At 60.3% G+C, this 16,226-nt stretch carries 9 protein-coding genes; 3 read left to right on the top strand and 6 right to left on the bottom strand.

The genetic code is table 11. The features are described from left to right. Nucleotides 1–33: 33 nt before the first annotated feature. The 3 genes from KUF73_RS12670 to speB are packed head-to-tail and all read right to left on the bottom strand — an operon-like array spanning nucleotide 34 to nucleotide 2,983. Nucleotides 34–1,545: a cytosine permease gene (locus KUF73_RS12670; protein ID WP_218438379.1), complete on the bottom strand. Its 1,512-nt coding sequence runs from the start codon at nucleotides 1,543–1,545 to the stop codon at nucleotides 34–36. A 55-nt stretch (nucleotides 1,546–1,600) separates the two neighbouring features. Continuing rightward, on the bottom strand, nucleotides 1,601–2,023 hold the full coding sequence (locus tag KUF73_RS12665) for a nuclear transport factor 2 family protein (RefSeq protein ID WP_218438378.1): 423 nt from the start codon (nucleotides 2,021–2,023) through the stop codon (nucleotides 1,601–1,603). A gap of 9 nt (nucleotides 2,024–2,032) precedes the next feature. After that, nucleotides 2,033–2,983 carry an agmatinase gene (gene speB / locus KUF73_RS12660; RefSeq protein ID WP_218438377.1) on the bottom strand — a complete coding sequence of 317 codons (951 nt, stop codon included), beginning with the start codon at nucleotides 2,981–2,983 and terminating at the stop codon, nucleotides 2,033–2,035. Nucleotides 2,984–3,323: 340 nt separating this feature from the next. On the opposite strand from speB, the gene KUF73_RS12655 reads away from it, so the two are divergent. Continuing rightward, complete coding sequence (locus tag KUF73_RS12655; RefSeq protein ID WP_090324399.1) at nucleotides 3,324–4,220, top strand: LysR family transcriptional regulator; 897 nt, start codon at nucleotides 3,324–3,326, stop codon at nucleotides 4,218–4,220. Nucleotides 4,221–4,234: 14 nt separating this feature from the next. After that, the gene (locus tag KUF73_RS12650; RefSeq protein ID WP_218438376.1) at nucleotides 4,235–4,828 is read left to right on the top strand and encodes a tRNA-uridine aminocarboxypropyltransferase; all 594 of its coding nucleotides are present in this window, start codon (nucleotides 4,235–4,237) and stop codon (nucleotides 4,826–4,828) included. Between the two features lie 86 nt (nucleotides 4,829–4,914). Here the strand turns inward: KUF73_RS12650 and KUF73_RS12645 are convergent, their stop codons facing one another. From KUF73_RS12645 to KUF73_RS12635, 3 genes are all read right to left on the bottom strand, one after another. After that, the gene (locus KUF73_RS12645; RefSeq protein ID WP_218438375.1) at nucleotides 4,915–6,282 is read right to left on the bottom strand and encodes an HlyD family type I secretion periplasmic adaptor subunit; all 1,368 of its coding nucleotides are present in this window, start codon (nucleotides 6,280–6,282) and stop codon (nucleotides 4,915–4,917) included. Between the two features lie 9 nt (nucleotides 6,283–6,291). After that, nucleotides 6,292–8,451: a type I secretion system permease/ATPase gene (locus KUF73_RS12640; protein WP_218438374.1), complete on the bottom strand. Its 2,160-nt coding sequence runs from the start codon at nucleotides 8,449–8,451 to the stop codon at nucleotides 6,292–6,294. Between the two features lie 129 nt (nucleotides 8,452–8,580). Beyond that, nucleotides 8,581–9,945, bottom strand: coding sequence for a TolC family outer membrane protein (locus KUF73_RS12635; protein ID WP_218438373.1), 1,365 nt, complete (start codon nucleotides 9,943–9,945; stop codon nucleotides 8,581–8,583). Nucleotides 9,946–10,536: 591 nt separating this feature from the next. On the opposite strand from KUF73_RS12635, the gene KUF73_RS12630 reads away from it, so the two are divergent. Then, nucleotides 10,537–16,221 carry a retention module-containing protein gene (locus KUF73_RS12630; protein ID WP_218438372.1) on the top strand — a complete coding sequence of 1,895 codons (5,685 nt, stop codon included), beginning with the start codon at nucleotides 10,537–10,539 and terminating at the stop codon, nucleotides 16,219–16,221. The last annotated feature ends 5 nt before the right edge of the window (nucleotides 16,222–16,226 follow it).

Here is a 16,226-nt window from a genome sequence, read left to right as displayed (position 1 = left end):
AGGTGGTGCATCAACCACAGGTAATGCGTTTAATCAGGCGATGGGTTGCATCGCCGGTTTTACGAGCGGGTCCGTGCTCTTGCTGCGTGGATCATTCGGGCCGAACACCGCAGTTGTTTCCGGGAACAGACTCAGCAGCGCCAGGTACACCACCGAGGCCAGGCCCAGGGTCACCGGCAAGCTGATGTCGATACCGCCAGCCATTTCGCCCAGTGGACCGACAAACTGCCCTGGGAGGTTCACGAAGCACAGGCCAACGGCCGCGCTCGGGATCCAGGCACCCAGGCCACGCCAGTTCCAGCCGTGGGTAAACCAGTAGCGGCCACCTTTTTCGCCACGGGTGAACACTTGCAAGTCATCCGGGCAGTAGAAGCCGCGACGCACCAACAGGCCGATGATCATGATCACCATCCATGGAGTGGTGCAGGTGATGATCAGCACGGCGAAGGTCGACACGCTCTGCACCAGGTTCGCTGCGAAGCGACCGATGAAGATGAAGGCAATCGACATCACACCGATCAGCAGCGTCGCCTTGACCCGAGACAGTACCCGCGGAAACACGCTGGACATGTCCAGCCCGGTGCCGTAGAGCGAAGTGGTGCCGGTGGACATGCCGCCGATCACCGCAATCAGGCACACCGGCAGGAAGAACCAGCTCGGCGAAACCGCCAACAGACCGCCGACGTAGTTGTTGGCCGCGATGTAGTCCGGTGCCTTGATTGCCACGATGGTGGCGGTGGCGAGGCCGAACAGGAACGGAATGAACGTCGCAATCTGCGAAATCACTACCGCTGCCATGATCCGGCGCTTGGACGTTTCACGCGGAATGTAGCGCGACCAGTCGCCGAGGAACGCACCGAAGGAAATCGGGTTGCTCATGGCCACCAGGGCTGCACCGATGAAGGCGGCCCAGAAACCTGGCTGACCCATGTTGACGGTGCCGGGGTAATTCACGTCGAAAGGACCGGCGAAGGCAAAGGCGCCCAGCAGGAACAACAGGCTGGCACTCCACACCGCGATCTTGTTGACCCACAACAAGAAGCGGAAGCCGTAGATGCACACGGTCAGCACCAGGATCGCGAACATTCCGTAGGCCAGGCCCAGGGTCAGGTCGGTTTCCGGCAGGCCGATCAGGCGTTTGGCGCCACCGATCAGCGCATCACCCGAACTCCACACCGAGAGCGAGAAGAAGGCGATGGCGGTCAACAGCGACAGGAACGAACCGACGACGCGTCCGTGCACGCCAAAGTGTGCGCCGGAAGACACGGCGTTGTTGGTACCGTTGATCGGGCCGAACAGGCCCATTGGTGCGAGGATCAGCGAACCCAGCAATACGCCCAGCACAATCGCCCAGACGCCAGCCTGGAAAGACAGGCCGAACAGTACCGGGAAACTGCCGAGCACGGCGGTAGCAAAGGTGTTGGAACCACCGAAGATCATCCGGAACAAGTCCGTCGGATTTGCGGTGCGTTCGCTGTCCGGGATCTGTTCGACCCCGTAGGTTTCAATTTGCGTAAGGCTTTGGTCGTTGTTGTTGTTATTCATGATCTGCTCCGATCATAAAGGCGCGCTCATCGTGTGTGAGCGTTCGCCTGTTTGGCTAAGGGGTTGGCAGCCCTTCCGGCATTGCGGACAAATGTTCGTGGCAGGCCAGCCATAGGCCTTGTTGTTCTTGGCCAGACGCTTGTTTCTTGAAAACAATCGTCTCGCGCTCCTGGCTGAAGTGTTGCTCCCCTTGCATGCGCAGCTCGGTGGCGACGTCATGGATGAAAATCGCCACATCACCTTGCAGGCTGACGAAAGCGTTGCTCGACGTGCACGAAAGCACTTCGAAGCCATCCTCGGCACGCCAGCTATCCCACAACGCCTGATAGGCATCGCGCGACAGCAGGGGGTGGTCGAGGGTGTAGAAAACGAAGCTGGCATCGGCGCTGAACGCGCCGAAGTAGGCTTCGCGATCATTACGGGCGAAGGCGGACACCAGATCGGCGGCGGCTTTCAAAACCTGATCACGTTCATTCATGGCCAATCCTCAGCGGTGGACTACGCCAGGCAGTACGCAGAGCATTTCGTACAGCAGGTTGGCGGCCAGCAGCGAGGTATTACCGGTGGTGTCATAAGCGGGCGAGACTTCTACCAGATCGCAACCGACCAGGTCGAGGCCTTGGCAGCCACGAACGATTTCAATCGCCTGAATGGTCGTCAGGCCGCCGATTTCCGGGGTGCCAGTGCCAGGCGCCCAGGCCGGATCGATGCCGTCGATGTCGAAGCTCAGGTAAACCGGACCATTACCGACTTTCTCGCGCACTTCAGCCATCAGTGGCGCCAGGGATTTGTGCCAGCACTCTTCGGCCTGAACCACACGGAAACCCTGGTTACGGCTCCAGTTGAAGTCGTCAGCGGTGTAACCCTGGGCACGCAGGCCGATTTGCACAACGCGGTCCGGGTCCAGCAGGCCTTCTTCGACGGCGCGACGGAAGGTGGTGCCGTGGGCGATTTTCTCGCCGAACATGTGATCGTTCACGTCAGCGTGAGCGTCGATGTGCACCAGGCCAACCTTGCCGTGCTTCTTATGGATGGCACGCAGGATCGGCAGGGTGATGGTGTGGTCGCCACCCAGGGTCAGGGGGATCACATCGTGTTCGAGGATGTTGTCGTAGGATTCTTCGATGATCCGTACGGCATCCAGCAGGTTGAAGGTGTTGATTGCGATGTCGCCGATGTCGGCTACCGACAGCGAGTCGAACGGCGCAGCACCGGTGGCCATGTTGTATGGGCGAATCATCACCGATTCAGCGCGGATTTCGCGAGGTCCGAAACGGGTGCCAGGGCGCAGCGAAGTACCGATGTCCAGTGGCACGCCTACGAAGGCAGCGTCCAGGCCGGCAGCGGTATTCAAATGGGGGAGTCGCATCATGGTGGCGATGCCGCCGAAGCGCGGCATTTCGTTGCCGCCCAGTGGTTGGTGAAGAATCTTGTCCACGGGTAGGGCCTCATCGTCGTTGTTTTATTTATAGGGTTGCGCCGTTCACGGAAGGTACGGGCACCGTTGTGCGGCGATTCTGCGAAATGTAGTGACCGGGAAGAATCGCTACGCGCAAATACTTAGTTCAGATTTTTCTAAACTAATGGTAATAGTTGGCGATAGGATGTGTGCCTGCGAAAAGCAAGGCTAACCCTGTAGGAGCTGCCGAAGGCTGCGATCTTTTGATTTTCGGCGGCTTAATGGGTGTAAAAAATCAAGATCAAAAGATCGCAGCCTTCGGCAGCTCCTACAGTGGAGCGCGGATATAGCTGAAACTCGACCGGTGTTTGGAGTACCCATGGCCAACGCTTTACCCGACCTGAAACTATTGCGCATCTTCGTCAGCGTGGTGCGTCATCAGGGATTCGCCAACGCCCAGCAGGAGCTCAATCTCTCGACGTCGGCCATCAGCACTTATATGAGCCAGCTCGAAGCCGCCCTTGGCCTGGTGCTGTGCCATCGGGGGCGCGGTGGTTTCAGTCTGACCAGCAAGGGTGAATTGTTCCATCAGGAAACCCTGCGTCTTTTGGGCGAACTTGAAGGCTTCGAGCAGTACGCCGCCGCGCTCAAGGGCGAACTGCGCGGCACGCTGAACCTGGGGGTGATTGACTCCACGGTCAGCGACAAGGCTTTGCCGTTCGCTGAAGCCATCGGTGCCTACAGCCAGGAACACCCGGCGGTGCATTTGCATTTGTCGGTAATGAGCCCTTACGAATTGCAACTGGGCGTGCAGGACAACCGTCTCGACCTGGCCATCGGCGCGTTCTCCACGCGTATGAGTGGCCTGGTGTACATGCCGCTCTACCGCGAACAGCACTGGTTGTATTGCAGCACCCGTCATCCATTGTTCAACGAGCGGCGCATCCCCGAGCAGGTCATCACCCAGCAGCGCATGGTCGGTCGTGGCTACTGGAGCCAAGCCGAGCTGGCGCGTCACGGTTTCAAGCACAGCGCCGCAACCGTGGAAAGTATGGAAGCGCAGCTGATTCTGGTGCTGTCCGGCGCCTACATCGGCTATTTGCCGGAACACTATGCCCAGGCCTGGGCTGACAAGGGCGACTTGCGCGTGCTGCTGCCGGCGACGTTCGGTTATCAGGCGCCGTTTTCGATGATCGTGCGCCGTGGTCGCAGCCGCGAACCGCTGATCCAGACCTTTCGCGACCTGCTCAAAGCCCAGCTCAATCAGGCCGCTTAAAGGAAAACCAAGCGATGTCCCGAATTCAATGTCCTCGCTGTTCGCGTCCCCAAAGCCATTGCCTTTGCCCTTTGATTCCGAGCCTCGACAGCCGCACCCGGGTGTTGCTGCTGCAGCATCCGAGTGAAGTGAACCATGCGCTGAACACGGCGCGGTTGGCGGCCTTGGGTTTGAACAATGCCCAACTGATTGTCGGCGAGGTGTTCGAGGATTTGGCGGCGCTGTTGAACCAACCGGGGTATCAGGCGCGGTTGTTGTTTCCGGCTGAAGACGCGCGGCCGTTGCAGGCGTATGGCGTCGCGGATAAACCGTTGTTGCTGGTGGTGCCCGACGGCACTTGGCGCAAGGCGCGCAAAATGCTGCACCTCAACCCGCTGTTGGCGGCGTTGCCGAGGGTGACGCTGGCCGAGGGGGGGGTGTCGCGTTATCGGTTGCGCAAGGCACCGGGGCCTGGGGCTTTATCGACGGTTGAAGCCATTGTTCAGGCGCTGCAAACACTTGAAGCACCGGCGTCATTCGAGCCTTTGTTGAAACCGTTCGATGCGTTGATCGAGGGGCAGATAGCGGCGATGGGGGAGGCCGTTTTTCAGCGGAATCATGGTGAGTAAAAAGCAAAAGATCGCAGCCTTCGGCAGCTCCTACAGGGTATTGCGTTCACCCTGTAGGCGCTGCCGAAGGCTGCGATCTTTTGATCTTATCTTTCGCGCATGGCCTCAGTCCGCGCCTTGAGTACCGGCTTCAACAGATAATCCAATACGCTCTTCTCGCCAGTGATGATATCCACCGTCGCCACCATCCCCGGAATGATCAGCAGCGGGTTTACATCGCCGCCCAGGTGATTTTTATCGGTGCGCACCTGAATCAGATAAAAGCTGTTGCCCTTGTCATCAGTGATGGTGTCGGCACCGATCAATTCCAGCTTGGCGCTCAAACCACCGTAGATCGTGTAGTCGTAGGCACTGAACTTGACCATGGCTTTCTGGCCCGGATGCAAAAACGCTACGTCTTGTGGCCGGACCTTGGCTTCGATCAGCAGGTTGTCTTCGATGGGTACGATTTCGACCATGTCATTGCCCGGCTGAACCACACCACCAATAGTGTTGACCTTCAGCGTTTTGATAATCCCGTGAACCGGCGAGACCACCGTGGTGCGGGTTACGCGGTCGTCGATAGCGATACTCGATGCGGTGATTTTTGACAGGTCGGTGCGTTTCTCATTGAGGTCCTTCGCCGCTTCCGAACGGAAGGTTTGTTCGGACTCGTCGATCTTGCTTTTGATCTCGTTGATCGCCGATTCAGCCCGAGGAATCGCCAGAGTGGTGGCGTTCAGCGAGCCACGGATTTCCACGGCGCTGCGCTTGAGTCGCAGGATTTCCACCGGCGATACCGCGCCGGTGCCCACCAGCGGCGTGGACATGTTCATCTCTTGTTGCAGCAGCGCCAGGCTGGAGCTGTATTGCCCCTGTTTCGAGCGGAATTCCGCCAGTTCCTGGGTTTTTTGCCGAAGTTGTTCCGACAGCGTGCGTTGTTCGCTGGCCAGTCGACGTTGCCGTTGGTCGTACAGAGAGCGTTCGTCTTCGGCCACTTGCGGCGCCTTGGCGATCACTTCGTCCGACAGCTTGAACGGTCGGCCTTCAGCTTCCGCCGACAGCCGCTCGACCTGCGCGGTCAATGCGTAACGATCAGCTTCGCTTTCGCCCTTATTTGACAGGTAGCGCGTGTCATCCAGGCGCAGCAGGGTGTCGCCCTTGTTCACCATTTGCCCTTCGCGCACAAAGATTTCGGTGACGATCCCGCCCTCAAGGTTCTGGATCACCTGGACCTTGCTTGACGGAATCGCCTTGCCTTCGCCCATGGTGACTTCCTGCAGCACGGCAAACTTGGCCCAGACCAGCGCGCTGATCAGCAGCGCCGCCGCCAGCCACACGGTGATCCGCGACCAGCGCGGCGAATCCTGCAACGATGCGCCGGCGGTTTCCGGCATGAATTCGGCTTCGGCGCTTTTTCCGAAACTGTCGAAGTAGCCGCGTCCTTTGGGTGTAGCGGGTTGTGAAGCAGACATAGGCGACTCCTAGACGGCCGCAGAGCCGACACGGCCCTTGCGCAGTGCATCGATGACCGCTTCTTTCGGCCCGTCGGCGACGATCCGTCCGTTATCCAGTACAACCAACCGATCCACCAGGCTGAGCATCGACGTCCGGTGGGTCACCAGCAGCACGGTTTTGCCCTGGACCCAGCCGTGGAGTTTTTGCCGCAGAACGTCTTCACTGCTGTTGTCCATGGCGCTAGTGGGTTCGTCGAGCAGCAAGATCGGCGGGTCGAGCAACAATGCCCGGGCCAGCAACACGGCCTGGCGTTGGCCGCCGGACAGCAACTGCCCGCGTTCACCTACGGGCCGGTCGAAGCCTTGCGGATGCTGACGGGCCAGCTCGGTAACGCCAGTGAGTTCGGCCACTTCGAGCATGCGCGAGTCGCTGATATATCGTGCACCGAGGGTCAGGTTGTCCCGCAGGCTGCCGGCCAGCAGCGGCAAGTCGTGAGCGACGTAACCGATCTGGTGGCGCAGGTCGGCGACGTCGAGTTGCCGCAGGTCCAGGCCATCCAGCAGCAATTGACCTTCTTCCGGTTCATAGAAACCCATCACCAGTCGCGCCAGGGTACTTTTGCCTGAACCGCTGCGACCGATGACGCCGATCCGCTCGCCGGGTTTCACGCTGAAGCTGACATTGGCCAGCGCCGGCGCGTTCTGGCCGTTGTAGTGGAAAGTCACGCCGACGACATCCAGCGCGCCTTGCAGTTGCGTGCGCTCCAGCGGCCGTTGTCTGGCGTCGCGTTCCTGTGGCAGCGCCATCAAAGCGTCGGTGCTTTTCATGGTCAGTTGCGCTTGCTGGTAGCGGGTGATCAACCCGGCAATTTGCCCCAGCGGTGCGAGTACGCGGCTGCCGAGCATATAACTGGCTACCAGCGCGCCGACGCTCAGGTTGCCGGCGATGATGCTATAGACCCCGGCAACGATGGTCGCCATGCCGGAAAACTGCTGGATGAATAACGTGCCGTTGGTGGCCAGCGCCGAGAGATTGCGCGCATGGCTGTCGAGGCGGGTGAGGGCGCCATGGGTGGTTTCCCATTTGTGTTGGCGCTCACTTTCGGCGCTGCAGGCCTTGAGGGTTTCCAGGCCGCCGAGGGTTTCGATCAGCAGCGCCTGGCGTTCGGCACCGAGGCTGAGACTCTTCTGCACGGTGTCGCGCAGGCGCACCTGAATCACCATGGCGAAAATGATCGTGATCGGAAACGCCAGCACCGGAATCACCACCAGCCAGCCACCGAGCAAGCCGATCACTAGCAGCATTAGCAGCACGAATGGCAGGTCGATCAGGCTGGTGAGGGTCACGGCGGTCAGAAATTCCCGTAGCCCTTGAAAGTCATGAATGCTCTGGGCAAAACCGCCGATGGTGGCCGGCCGCGCTTTCATCGACATGCCAGTGATGCGTTCGAACAGGGTCGCTGACAGAATCACATCGGTTTTCTTCCCGGCGGTGTCCAGCAGGTGCGCGCGCACCACGCGTAAAACCAGTTCGAAACCGGTGCCGATCAGCAAGCCGATGGACAGCACCCACAGGGTCGACGTGGCCTGGTTCGGCACCACGCGGTCGTAGGTCTGCATCACGAACAGCGGCACCATCAGGCCCAGCAGGTTGATCAGGAAACTCGCAAGAATGGCATCGCTGTACAGCCATTTCGACAGCTTCAGGGTGTCACGAAACCACGCCTGTACACGGGGCACCAGCGGTGAGCGCAGGTCTTCGAGTTCATGCCGTGGTCGGGCGAACAACGCCTGGCCGCTGTAGTGTTCGGCGAGTTCTTCAGGGCTGATCCACTGTTCGCCGCCGTCGGCTTCGCTGGGCAGAATCAGCACCTGGCCGTCGTCGCCATAACGACGCAAAACCGCCGTGCGGCCGTTGTCGAGCAGCAGCAGCACGGGCAGGTTGAGCGGGGAGATGTCTTTGAGGTCGCGGCGCAGCAAACGTGCCTGCAAACCGGCCCGGGCCGCTGCACGAGGCAGCAGGTCCAGGCTAAGACGTTGGTGTGCCATTGGCAGCCCGGCACTCAGGCTGGCACGACTGACCGTCGCGCCATGAAGTTTGCAGAGAATCAACAGACCGTCCAGAAGCGGGTCATCGAAGCTCAAGCGCGGATCGACACCGGTGTTGGCGGTTTCCATGCTGGTCAAATTAGTCGCTCCGGTAATTGCATGAATACCTGTAAATCGCACTGTAGGAGTTGCCGAAGGCTGCGATCTTTTGATCTTGTTTGTTCAAAATCAAAAGATCGCAGCCTTCGGCAGCTCCTACAGGTGACTTCATTTGAGTTCAGGCAGGCGAGCTTCGTTTTTCACCTCGGTCTGGGCAACCGCGTCGGCGGGCAGCACCACCCGTTGTTTACTCAACAACTGGCCCATGTTCGCCAGGACACGGTACATCGAAAACTCTTCGGTGTAGCGCACTTCGGTGTAGCGGCGGTTGGCGTTGTAGAGTTCGTTTTCGCTGTCGAGCAGGTCGAGCAGGGTGCGTTGGCCGAGGCCGAACTGATCCTGATAGGCCACACGCACGCGTTTGCTGGTGTCGGCGTATTCACGGGCGGTCGGGGTTTGTTTCTTGGCGTTGACCATGGCGTTCCAGGCCAGGTGAATGTTCTCGTTGAGCTGACGCAGGGCGTTGTTGCGGATGTCCATCGCCTGATTGATCTTGTGCGCGTCGGAAGCCAGGCGGGCCTTGTCGCTGCCGCCGCGGAACAGGTTGTAATTCATCACTACGCCGACTCGCCATTCGTTGTCATGGCCTTCATCGCCCTGGATGTTGTTGTTCGCCCCCACGGCGGCTTCAGCGTCGAAACGCGGGTAGAACGGTGACTTGGCGACTTCGTACTGGCTTTCGGCCGATTGCACGTCAGCCTGCGCGGATTTCAGGTACGGGTTGTTTTCGACCATGCTTTGCTGGGCTTCCAGCAGCGTGGCCGGCAATTCGCCACGGGTCGATGGCGGTGTTTCTAGCTCATCGGGCAGGCGCCCGACGACGACAGCGAAATTCGACTCGGCATCGGCCAGATCGACTTCCGCCGTATCGAGGTTGTTCTCGGCCAGTGCCCGGCGAGCGGTGGACTGATCCGCATCAGCATTGCTGCCAATGCCGCGCTGGGTGCGCAAGCCAATCTGATCGTTGACCCGCAAGTGCGCTTGCAGGTTGTTCTTGGCGAGTGTCACCAGTTCGCGGCGCTTGAGCACTTCGAGGTAGACCTCGATGGTGCGCAGGGCCAGGTCCTGGGCGGTGCCCTGAGCGTAATAGGCCCGGGAGTTGACCACGCCTTTGGTGCGCTCGACTTCGTTGGCGGTATTGAACCCGTCGAAAAGCATCTGCCGCAGACGCAGTTCCGATTGGGTGTAGTTCAGGGTTTCGGTGTTGTGCCCGTTCGGGGTCAGCGCCCGGGTATTGGTGTTATCGCTGTACCCGCGCCCGTACGCGGCATTCAGGTCAACCGATGGATAAAAGCCCCCCTTGGCGACCTTTACGTCTTCATCAGCCGACAGACGGCTGTCCACCCGCGACGCCAGCTCCGGATGGGTAGCGATGGTGCTCTGGATCGCCTCGGTCAACGACATGGCATGAGCTTGAGAAGTGCAGGCCATGGCCAGCAGAACTGCGCTGCAGAGGGGGGTTAAGAGGCGCATGGGTACATCTCCCTGATTCCTGATGGTTCTTTATCAGTCGCCAATTATTTGACGACATTTATAGGTAAACCGTTTCATGCTTTTAACAACAGAGCTAAGAACATTCTAGAGAGAAGCTAAGAACTATTTCTCATAACGCATATGCCAAAAAAAACTTATGCGCTCTGCTAAATCCAGCACATTGTTCAACTCGAAAGCCCTTGATTTATGAGCTTTAGGGCGCTCATCGGGGCCAAAGGAAAAGTTCAAATCCACTTATCGAAACAGGGCGGAGAAGTGCTGGAGGGGAGGGACGCGAAACGGACTGGGGTGACGGTTTTTTGTCACTAGAGTGATTCAGGACCGTTACGCATTGCTCGCAGGGCAAGTTTTTTCGGAAGGGAACCCCGATGCCATTGATTGCAAAGGGGTTTATCTCAAGCCGCAAACGAAGTCCGTGAGCATCACGTTGGGCGGGATTTTCGCCAGGGCAGCGGCGTACTCAATGACGCTGACCGGTAGACGATCCGCCAGGCAACCCGCCTGAGCCATTGAGCATGTTCTCCGCATCAAACAGGGTGCCGACAGCGGTTGGCAGCGGAGGAAATGCACATGGCTACGCTCATCGGTATTGTCAGTAAGGTCATCGGTCAGGTGTTCGCGGTGGCGAGCGACGGCACACGTCGCGCGCTGGTCGAGGGGGACCGGTTGTTTGCCGGCGATCAACTGAATACCGGTGCCGAAGGCGCGGTGGCAGTGCATTTGCAAAACGGACAGGAACTGACCCTCGGACGGGGCAGCAGCCTGCAAATGACGTCTCAACTGCTGGCGGATCATTCGCCCCATGTGGTGGACACCACTGAGTCGGTGACGCCAAGTCAGGCGCAACTGACCGATGTCGAGCAACTGCAGAAAGCCATTGCTGCCGGTGACGACCCGACGCAAACCGCTGAAGCCACGGCAGCAGGTCCAGGTTCGACCGGGCCTGGTGGCGATACGCTGGGCGGCGGCCACAGTTTTGTCATGCTCGAAGAAGTGGCGGGGCGAGTCGCGCCGACCGTCGGCTTCCCCACCGCTGGCTTCAATGGCATTCCTGAATTTCCCGAAGTGCGGCACAACGCCGATATCAACAACGGCGACGGCACCCCGGGTACTCCGGCGCCGGTGATCACTCCCCCCGTCAACAATCCGGTCACACTGAACGGCTTGTCAGTCGAGGGCGGCGAACTGACCGTCAACGAAGCCAATCTTGCCGACGGTTCGGCAAAAAATACGGCTGCGTTGACCCAGAGCGGCACGTTCACCGTCACCGCGCCCGATGGGCTGAGCAGTCTGAACGTCGGTGGGATCAACGTGATCAGCGGCGGCGTGGCCGCCGGTTTTCCGCAGTCGATCACCACACCGTTGGGCAGCACCCTGACCATCACCGGTTACAACCCGGCCACTGGCGTGGTGAGTTACAGCTACACCCTCAATGGCAGCGAAAACCATTCGACGGGTGACGGCACCCACCTCAGCGAACATTTCACTGTAGTGGCAGGCGACAGCAACGGCGACAGTGCCACGGGTTCGCTGGACGTCAACATCACCGACGATGCGCCCAAAGCCGTCGACGACAGCAACGCCGGCACGGCATCGGAAACCCAGCTGACCCTGAACGGCAGCGTCCTGACCAACGACGTTCAAGGTGCCGACCGCATTCCAACCGGACCGGAAAGTGGCCCCGTGGTCGGTGGCACTTTCACCGGGACTTACGGCACGCTGGTGTTGAACGCAAACGGCACCTACACCTACACCCTCAACACCAGTGACGCCGATTTCAAAGCCCTGCACGGCGGCGGCAACGGCACCGAAACCTTCACCTACACACTCAAGGACGCCGACGGTGATACCAGCACCGCCAACCTCGTTTTGCAGATTCACAACAACGACGACCCGGTCACGATTGGTGGCCTGAACGTCGAAGGTGGTGAGCTGACCGTCTACGAAAAAAACCTCACCTACGGCAGCGACCCGGATGCCCCGGCGCTGACCCAGAGCGGCACGTTCACCGTGAATGCGCCGGATGGCCTGCAAACCCTGACGGTGGAAGGTGTCACGATTATCAGCAATGGCGTTGCGGTCGGGTTCCCGCAATCGGGCACCACGGCGTTGGGCAGCACGCTGACAATCACCGGATACGACCCGGCCACTGGCGTAGTGAGCTACAGCTACACCCTGAATTTCACTGACCCGCATCACCCCAACGCTGACGGCGCGAACAGCGTCACCGAGAACTTCCACGTCGTCGCCACCGACGCCGACGGCAGCACGGCCAGCGGGCAAATCAACGTCAACATCGTCGATGACGTGCCGACCGCTCACCCCGACTCGGCTTCGGTCGCCGAGGGGGGCGTGGTCACTGGCAACGTGTTGTGGAACGACGTCGGTGGCGCTGATGGCGCGGCGCCTGGTGCTGGCGTGGTCGGCGTGCGTGCCGGCTCCGACACGTCGTCTCCGGTGATTGGCGGTTTGAACACCCAGATCAACGGCACCTACGGCTACCTGACGCTGGATGCCCACGGCAACGCCGAATACCACAGCAACCCGAACGCGGTGAACGGCCCCGGTGCCASCGACACCTTCACCTACACYTTSCGYGAYKSCGAYGGYGACGWAAGCACCACSACSATCACCATCGACGTCAACAACAGTTGCATCAAAGCGGTCAGCGACAACGACGTGACCGTCTACGAAAAAGCCCTCGACTCGATCAAGGATGGTCAGGACCTGACGGCTGGCTACACCTCCGGCAGCGAACCGGGCAATACCGGCGAAACGGCCAGCGGCACCTTGGTTGGCTCGGTGACCGGCGCCACCGGCGCGATCACTTATGCACTGGTCGGCAGCGCCCAGGGCAGTTTCGGCGTGATCCAGCTCAATGCCAACGGCACGTACACCTACACCCTGACTAACCCGGCCAGCACCACGCCGCATGCGAACGATGGTGCCAACACCGTCACCGAAACCTTCACCTACCACGCCACCGATTCCCTCGGAAACGTGGTCACCAGCACCATCGTGGTGAACATCGTCGACGACGTGCCGAAAGCCAACGCCGACACGGCCTCGGTCGCCGAGGGCGGCGTGGTCACCGGCAACGTATTGGTGAATGACGTCGGCGGCGCTGATGGCCCGGACGTGGGCGGCGGCGTGGTCGGCGTGCGCGCCGGCTCTGACACCTCGACCCCGGTGATCGGTGGGCTCAACAGCCAGATCAACGGCACCTACGGCTACCTGACSCTSGAYGCCCACGGCAACGCCGAATACCACAGCAACCCGAACGCCGTGAACGGCCCGGGTGCGACGGACACSTTCACCTACACCTTGCGCGACGGCGATGGCGACGAAAGCACCACCACCATCACYATCGACGTCAACAACAGYTGCATCAAAGCGGTCAGCGACAACGACGTGACCGTCTACGAAAAAGCCCTCGACTCGATCAAGGATGGTCAGGATCTGACGGCTGGCTACACCWCCGGCAGCGAMCCGGGCAATACCGGCGAAACGGCCAGCGGCACSYTGGTCGGCTCGGTGACCGGMGCCACCGGCGCGATCACYTAYRCMCTGGTYGGCAGCGCSMMSGGYASYTTCGGSSWGATCCWGCTCAAYCCCAACGGCACGTACACCTACACCCTGACGTCGCCCGCCAGCACCACGCCGGGCGCTAACGACGGTGCCAATTCCCTGCACGAAAGCTTCACCTACAAAGCCACCGATGCCTTGGGCAACAGCACCACCAGCACCATCGTGGTCAACATCGTCGATGACGTACCCAAAGCCGTGGCATCGGAGCGTTCGGTGACGGCGGTGGAGGTCGACTCCAACGTGCTGATCGTGCTCGACATCTCCGGCAGTATGGCCGACGCCTCCGGTGTGTCGGGTGCACCGGGTGCGCCGGGTGTGTCACGGCTGGAGTTGGCCAAGGAAGCGATCAGCGCCTTGCTGGACAAGTACGACAACCTCGGTGATGTCAAAGTACAGCTCGTGACCTTTAGCAGTAGCGCCACCGACAAGACTTCGGTGTGGGTCGATGTGGCCACTGCCAAATCGCTGATCGCCGGCCTCAGCGCGGGCGGCGGCACCAACTACGACGCGGCTGTGGCGACCCTGCAAACAGCGTTCAACACCTCGGGTAAACTCGACGGGGCGCAGAACGTCGGCTACTTCTTCTCCGACGGCAAACCCACCAGCGGCCAGGGCATCGGCACCTCGGACGAGATCGCGTTGAAAGCGTTTCTCGATGCCAACGGGATCAAGAACTACGCGATCGGCCTGGGCAGCGGCGTGAGCAACGCCAACCTCGATCCGTTGGCTCATGACGGCAGCACCCATACCAACACCAATGCGGTGGTGGTCACCGATCTCAATCAGCTGAACTCGGTGCTGTCCGGCACTGTGATCGGCGCACCGGTGACCGGCTCGTTACTGGGCGAGGGCGGTACATTCGGCGCTGACGGCGGCTTCATCAAAACCCTCACCGTCGACGGCACCACTTACACCTATGACCCGAAAGGCCAGGGTTCGCTGAGTTTCAGCGGCGGCGCCAATCACGGCACCTTCAACACGGTCAATAACACCCTGAGTATCGCCACTGACAACAAGGGCACCCTGGTGGTGAACCTTGATACCGGCGAATATAACTACGTGTCGCAGAAAGCCACAGCCGTGGTGATCACCGAAAACATCGGGTTCACCGTCAGCGATAACGACGGCGATCTGGCCAGTTCGAATCTGGTGGTCAAAGTCATTCCGAATGCGCCACCGGTGGCGGTCGATGACCACGTCATCACCAACGTGCTGTCGGGCAGCGTGACGGTGCCGGGCGAATTGCTGCTGGCCAACGACACCGACGCCAATGGCGATCCGCTCAAGGCATCGCCGACAACTTTCAACACCGGGTGGATCTCCAAGGCGGCGGACTTCTCCGGCACCGGTGCAATCAACTTCTCCGGCACCAGCGCCCAGCTTGCCGCTAACCAGACGCTGGTCAACGTGCGCAACTCGTTTTCTGCCAACGCCGCGACCATGACCGCGGTGCTGGTGGTCAGCGGTTACCTCGGCAAGGTCGACAACACCAACGCTAACGATGAAGACCGCATCACCGTCAACCTGAAACAGGGTGAAACCCTCAACCTGGATCACAACCTGGCGGCCGGTCACGTCACCATGGAGTACTCGGTCAACGGCGGATCGTGGATCAACCTCGCGGACGGGCAAACCCTCATCGCCGGGTCGGATGGGACCTATCAGATCCACATCACCAATATCAGCAACACCAGTGGCGCCAACCCCACAGCGGCAGAAAACTACCAGCTGACGATGACCCTCAACTACGCCGGGGCCCACGACATCGCTCCGGACTATCACGGCACCTACACCGCCAGCGACAGCCATGGTGGCAGCGACAGTGCCAACGTGACCATCAGCTATCAGGACAGTCACACGCTTACTGGCTCAGTCGGAAACGACACGCTGGTGGCGGGCGAGGGCAACAACATCCTCAATGCCGGCGACGGCAATGACATCCTCACCGCAGGTTCCGGCAATAACGAACTGCACGGTGGCGCCGGCAACGACTTGCTCTACAGCGGTCCAGGTAACGACCTGCTCGACGGCGGCATCGGCAACGACACCGCCAGCTATGCCCATGCCACGGCCGGGGTCACGGTCAACCTGAGCCTGCTCGGCGCGCAAAACACCCTCGGCGCCGGCACCGATACCCTGACCGGAATCGAAAACCTCACCGGTTCGAATTACAACGACACCCTGACCGGCGACAACAACAGCAACGTGATCAACGGCGGCCTGGGCAACGACGTGCTCAACGGCGGGGGCGGCGACGATTTCCTGATCGGCGGCCTGGGCAACAACACCCTTACCGGCGGCAGCGGCGCCGACACCTTCCAGTGGCTCAAGGGCAACAGCGGCCACGATGTGGTCACCGACTTCACGCCAGGCACCGACAAGCTCGACCTGTCGCAACTGCTGCAAGGAGAAAACAGCACCGCAGCATCACTGGATGACTACCTGCACTTCAAAGTCACCGGCAGCGGTGATTCACTGGTCACCAGCATCGACGTCAGCGCCATGGCCGGCGCGGCACCGAATCAGACGATCGATCTGGCGGGTGTGAACCTGGCCAGTCATTACGGCGTAACGCCGGGGGCAGGTGGGGTGATTACCGGGGCGGATACGGCGACGATTATTAACGGGATGCTTAATGATCATTCGTTGAAGGTGGATACCGTCTGACCTGA

It is taken from the genome of Pseudomonas sp. PD9R (assembly GCF_019200975.1).
Taxonomy (GTDB): Bacteria; Pseudomonadota; Gammaproteobacteria; order Pseudomonadales; family Pseudomonadaceae; genus Aquipseudomonas.
Note: the sequence above shows the minus strand (reverse complement) of the source record. Positions and strands in the feature narration are given on the sequence as shown.

Excerpts from the sequence above, each read along its gene's own strand:
- KUF73_RS12670 (WP_218438379.1), bottom strand. The coding sequence starts at position 1,545 with ATGAATAACAACAACAACGACCAAAGCCTTACGCAAATTGAAACCTAC.
- KUF73_RS12655 (WP_090324399.1), top strand. The coding sequence starts at position 3,324 with ATGGCCAACGCTTTACCCGACCTGAAACTATTGCGCATCTTCGTCAGC.
- KUF73_RS12665 (WP_218438378.1), bottom strand. The coding sequence starts at position 2,023 with ATGAATGAACGTGATCAGGTTTTGAAAGCCGCCGCCGATCTGGTGTCC.
- KUF73_RS12635 (WP_218438373.1), bottom strand. The coding sequence starts at position 9,945 with ATGCGCCTCTTAACCCCCCTCTGCAGCGCAGTTCTGCTGGCCATGGCC.
- KUF73_RS12645 (WP_218438375.1), bottom strand. The coding sequence starts at position 6,282 with ATGTCTGCTTCACAACCCGCTACACCCAAAGGACGCGGCTACTTCGAC.
- KUF73_RS12650 (WP_218438376.1), top strand. The coding sequence starts at position 4,235 with ATGTCCCGAATTCAATGTCCTCGCTGTTCGCGTCCCCAAAGCCATTGC.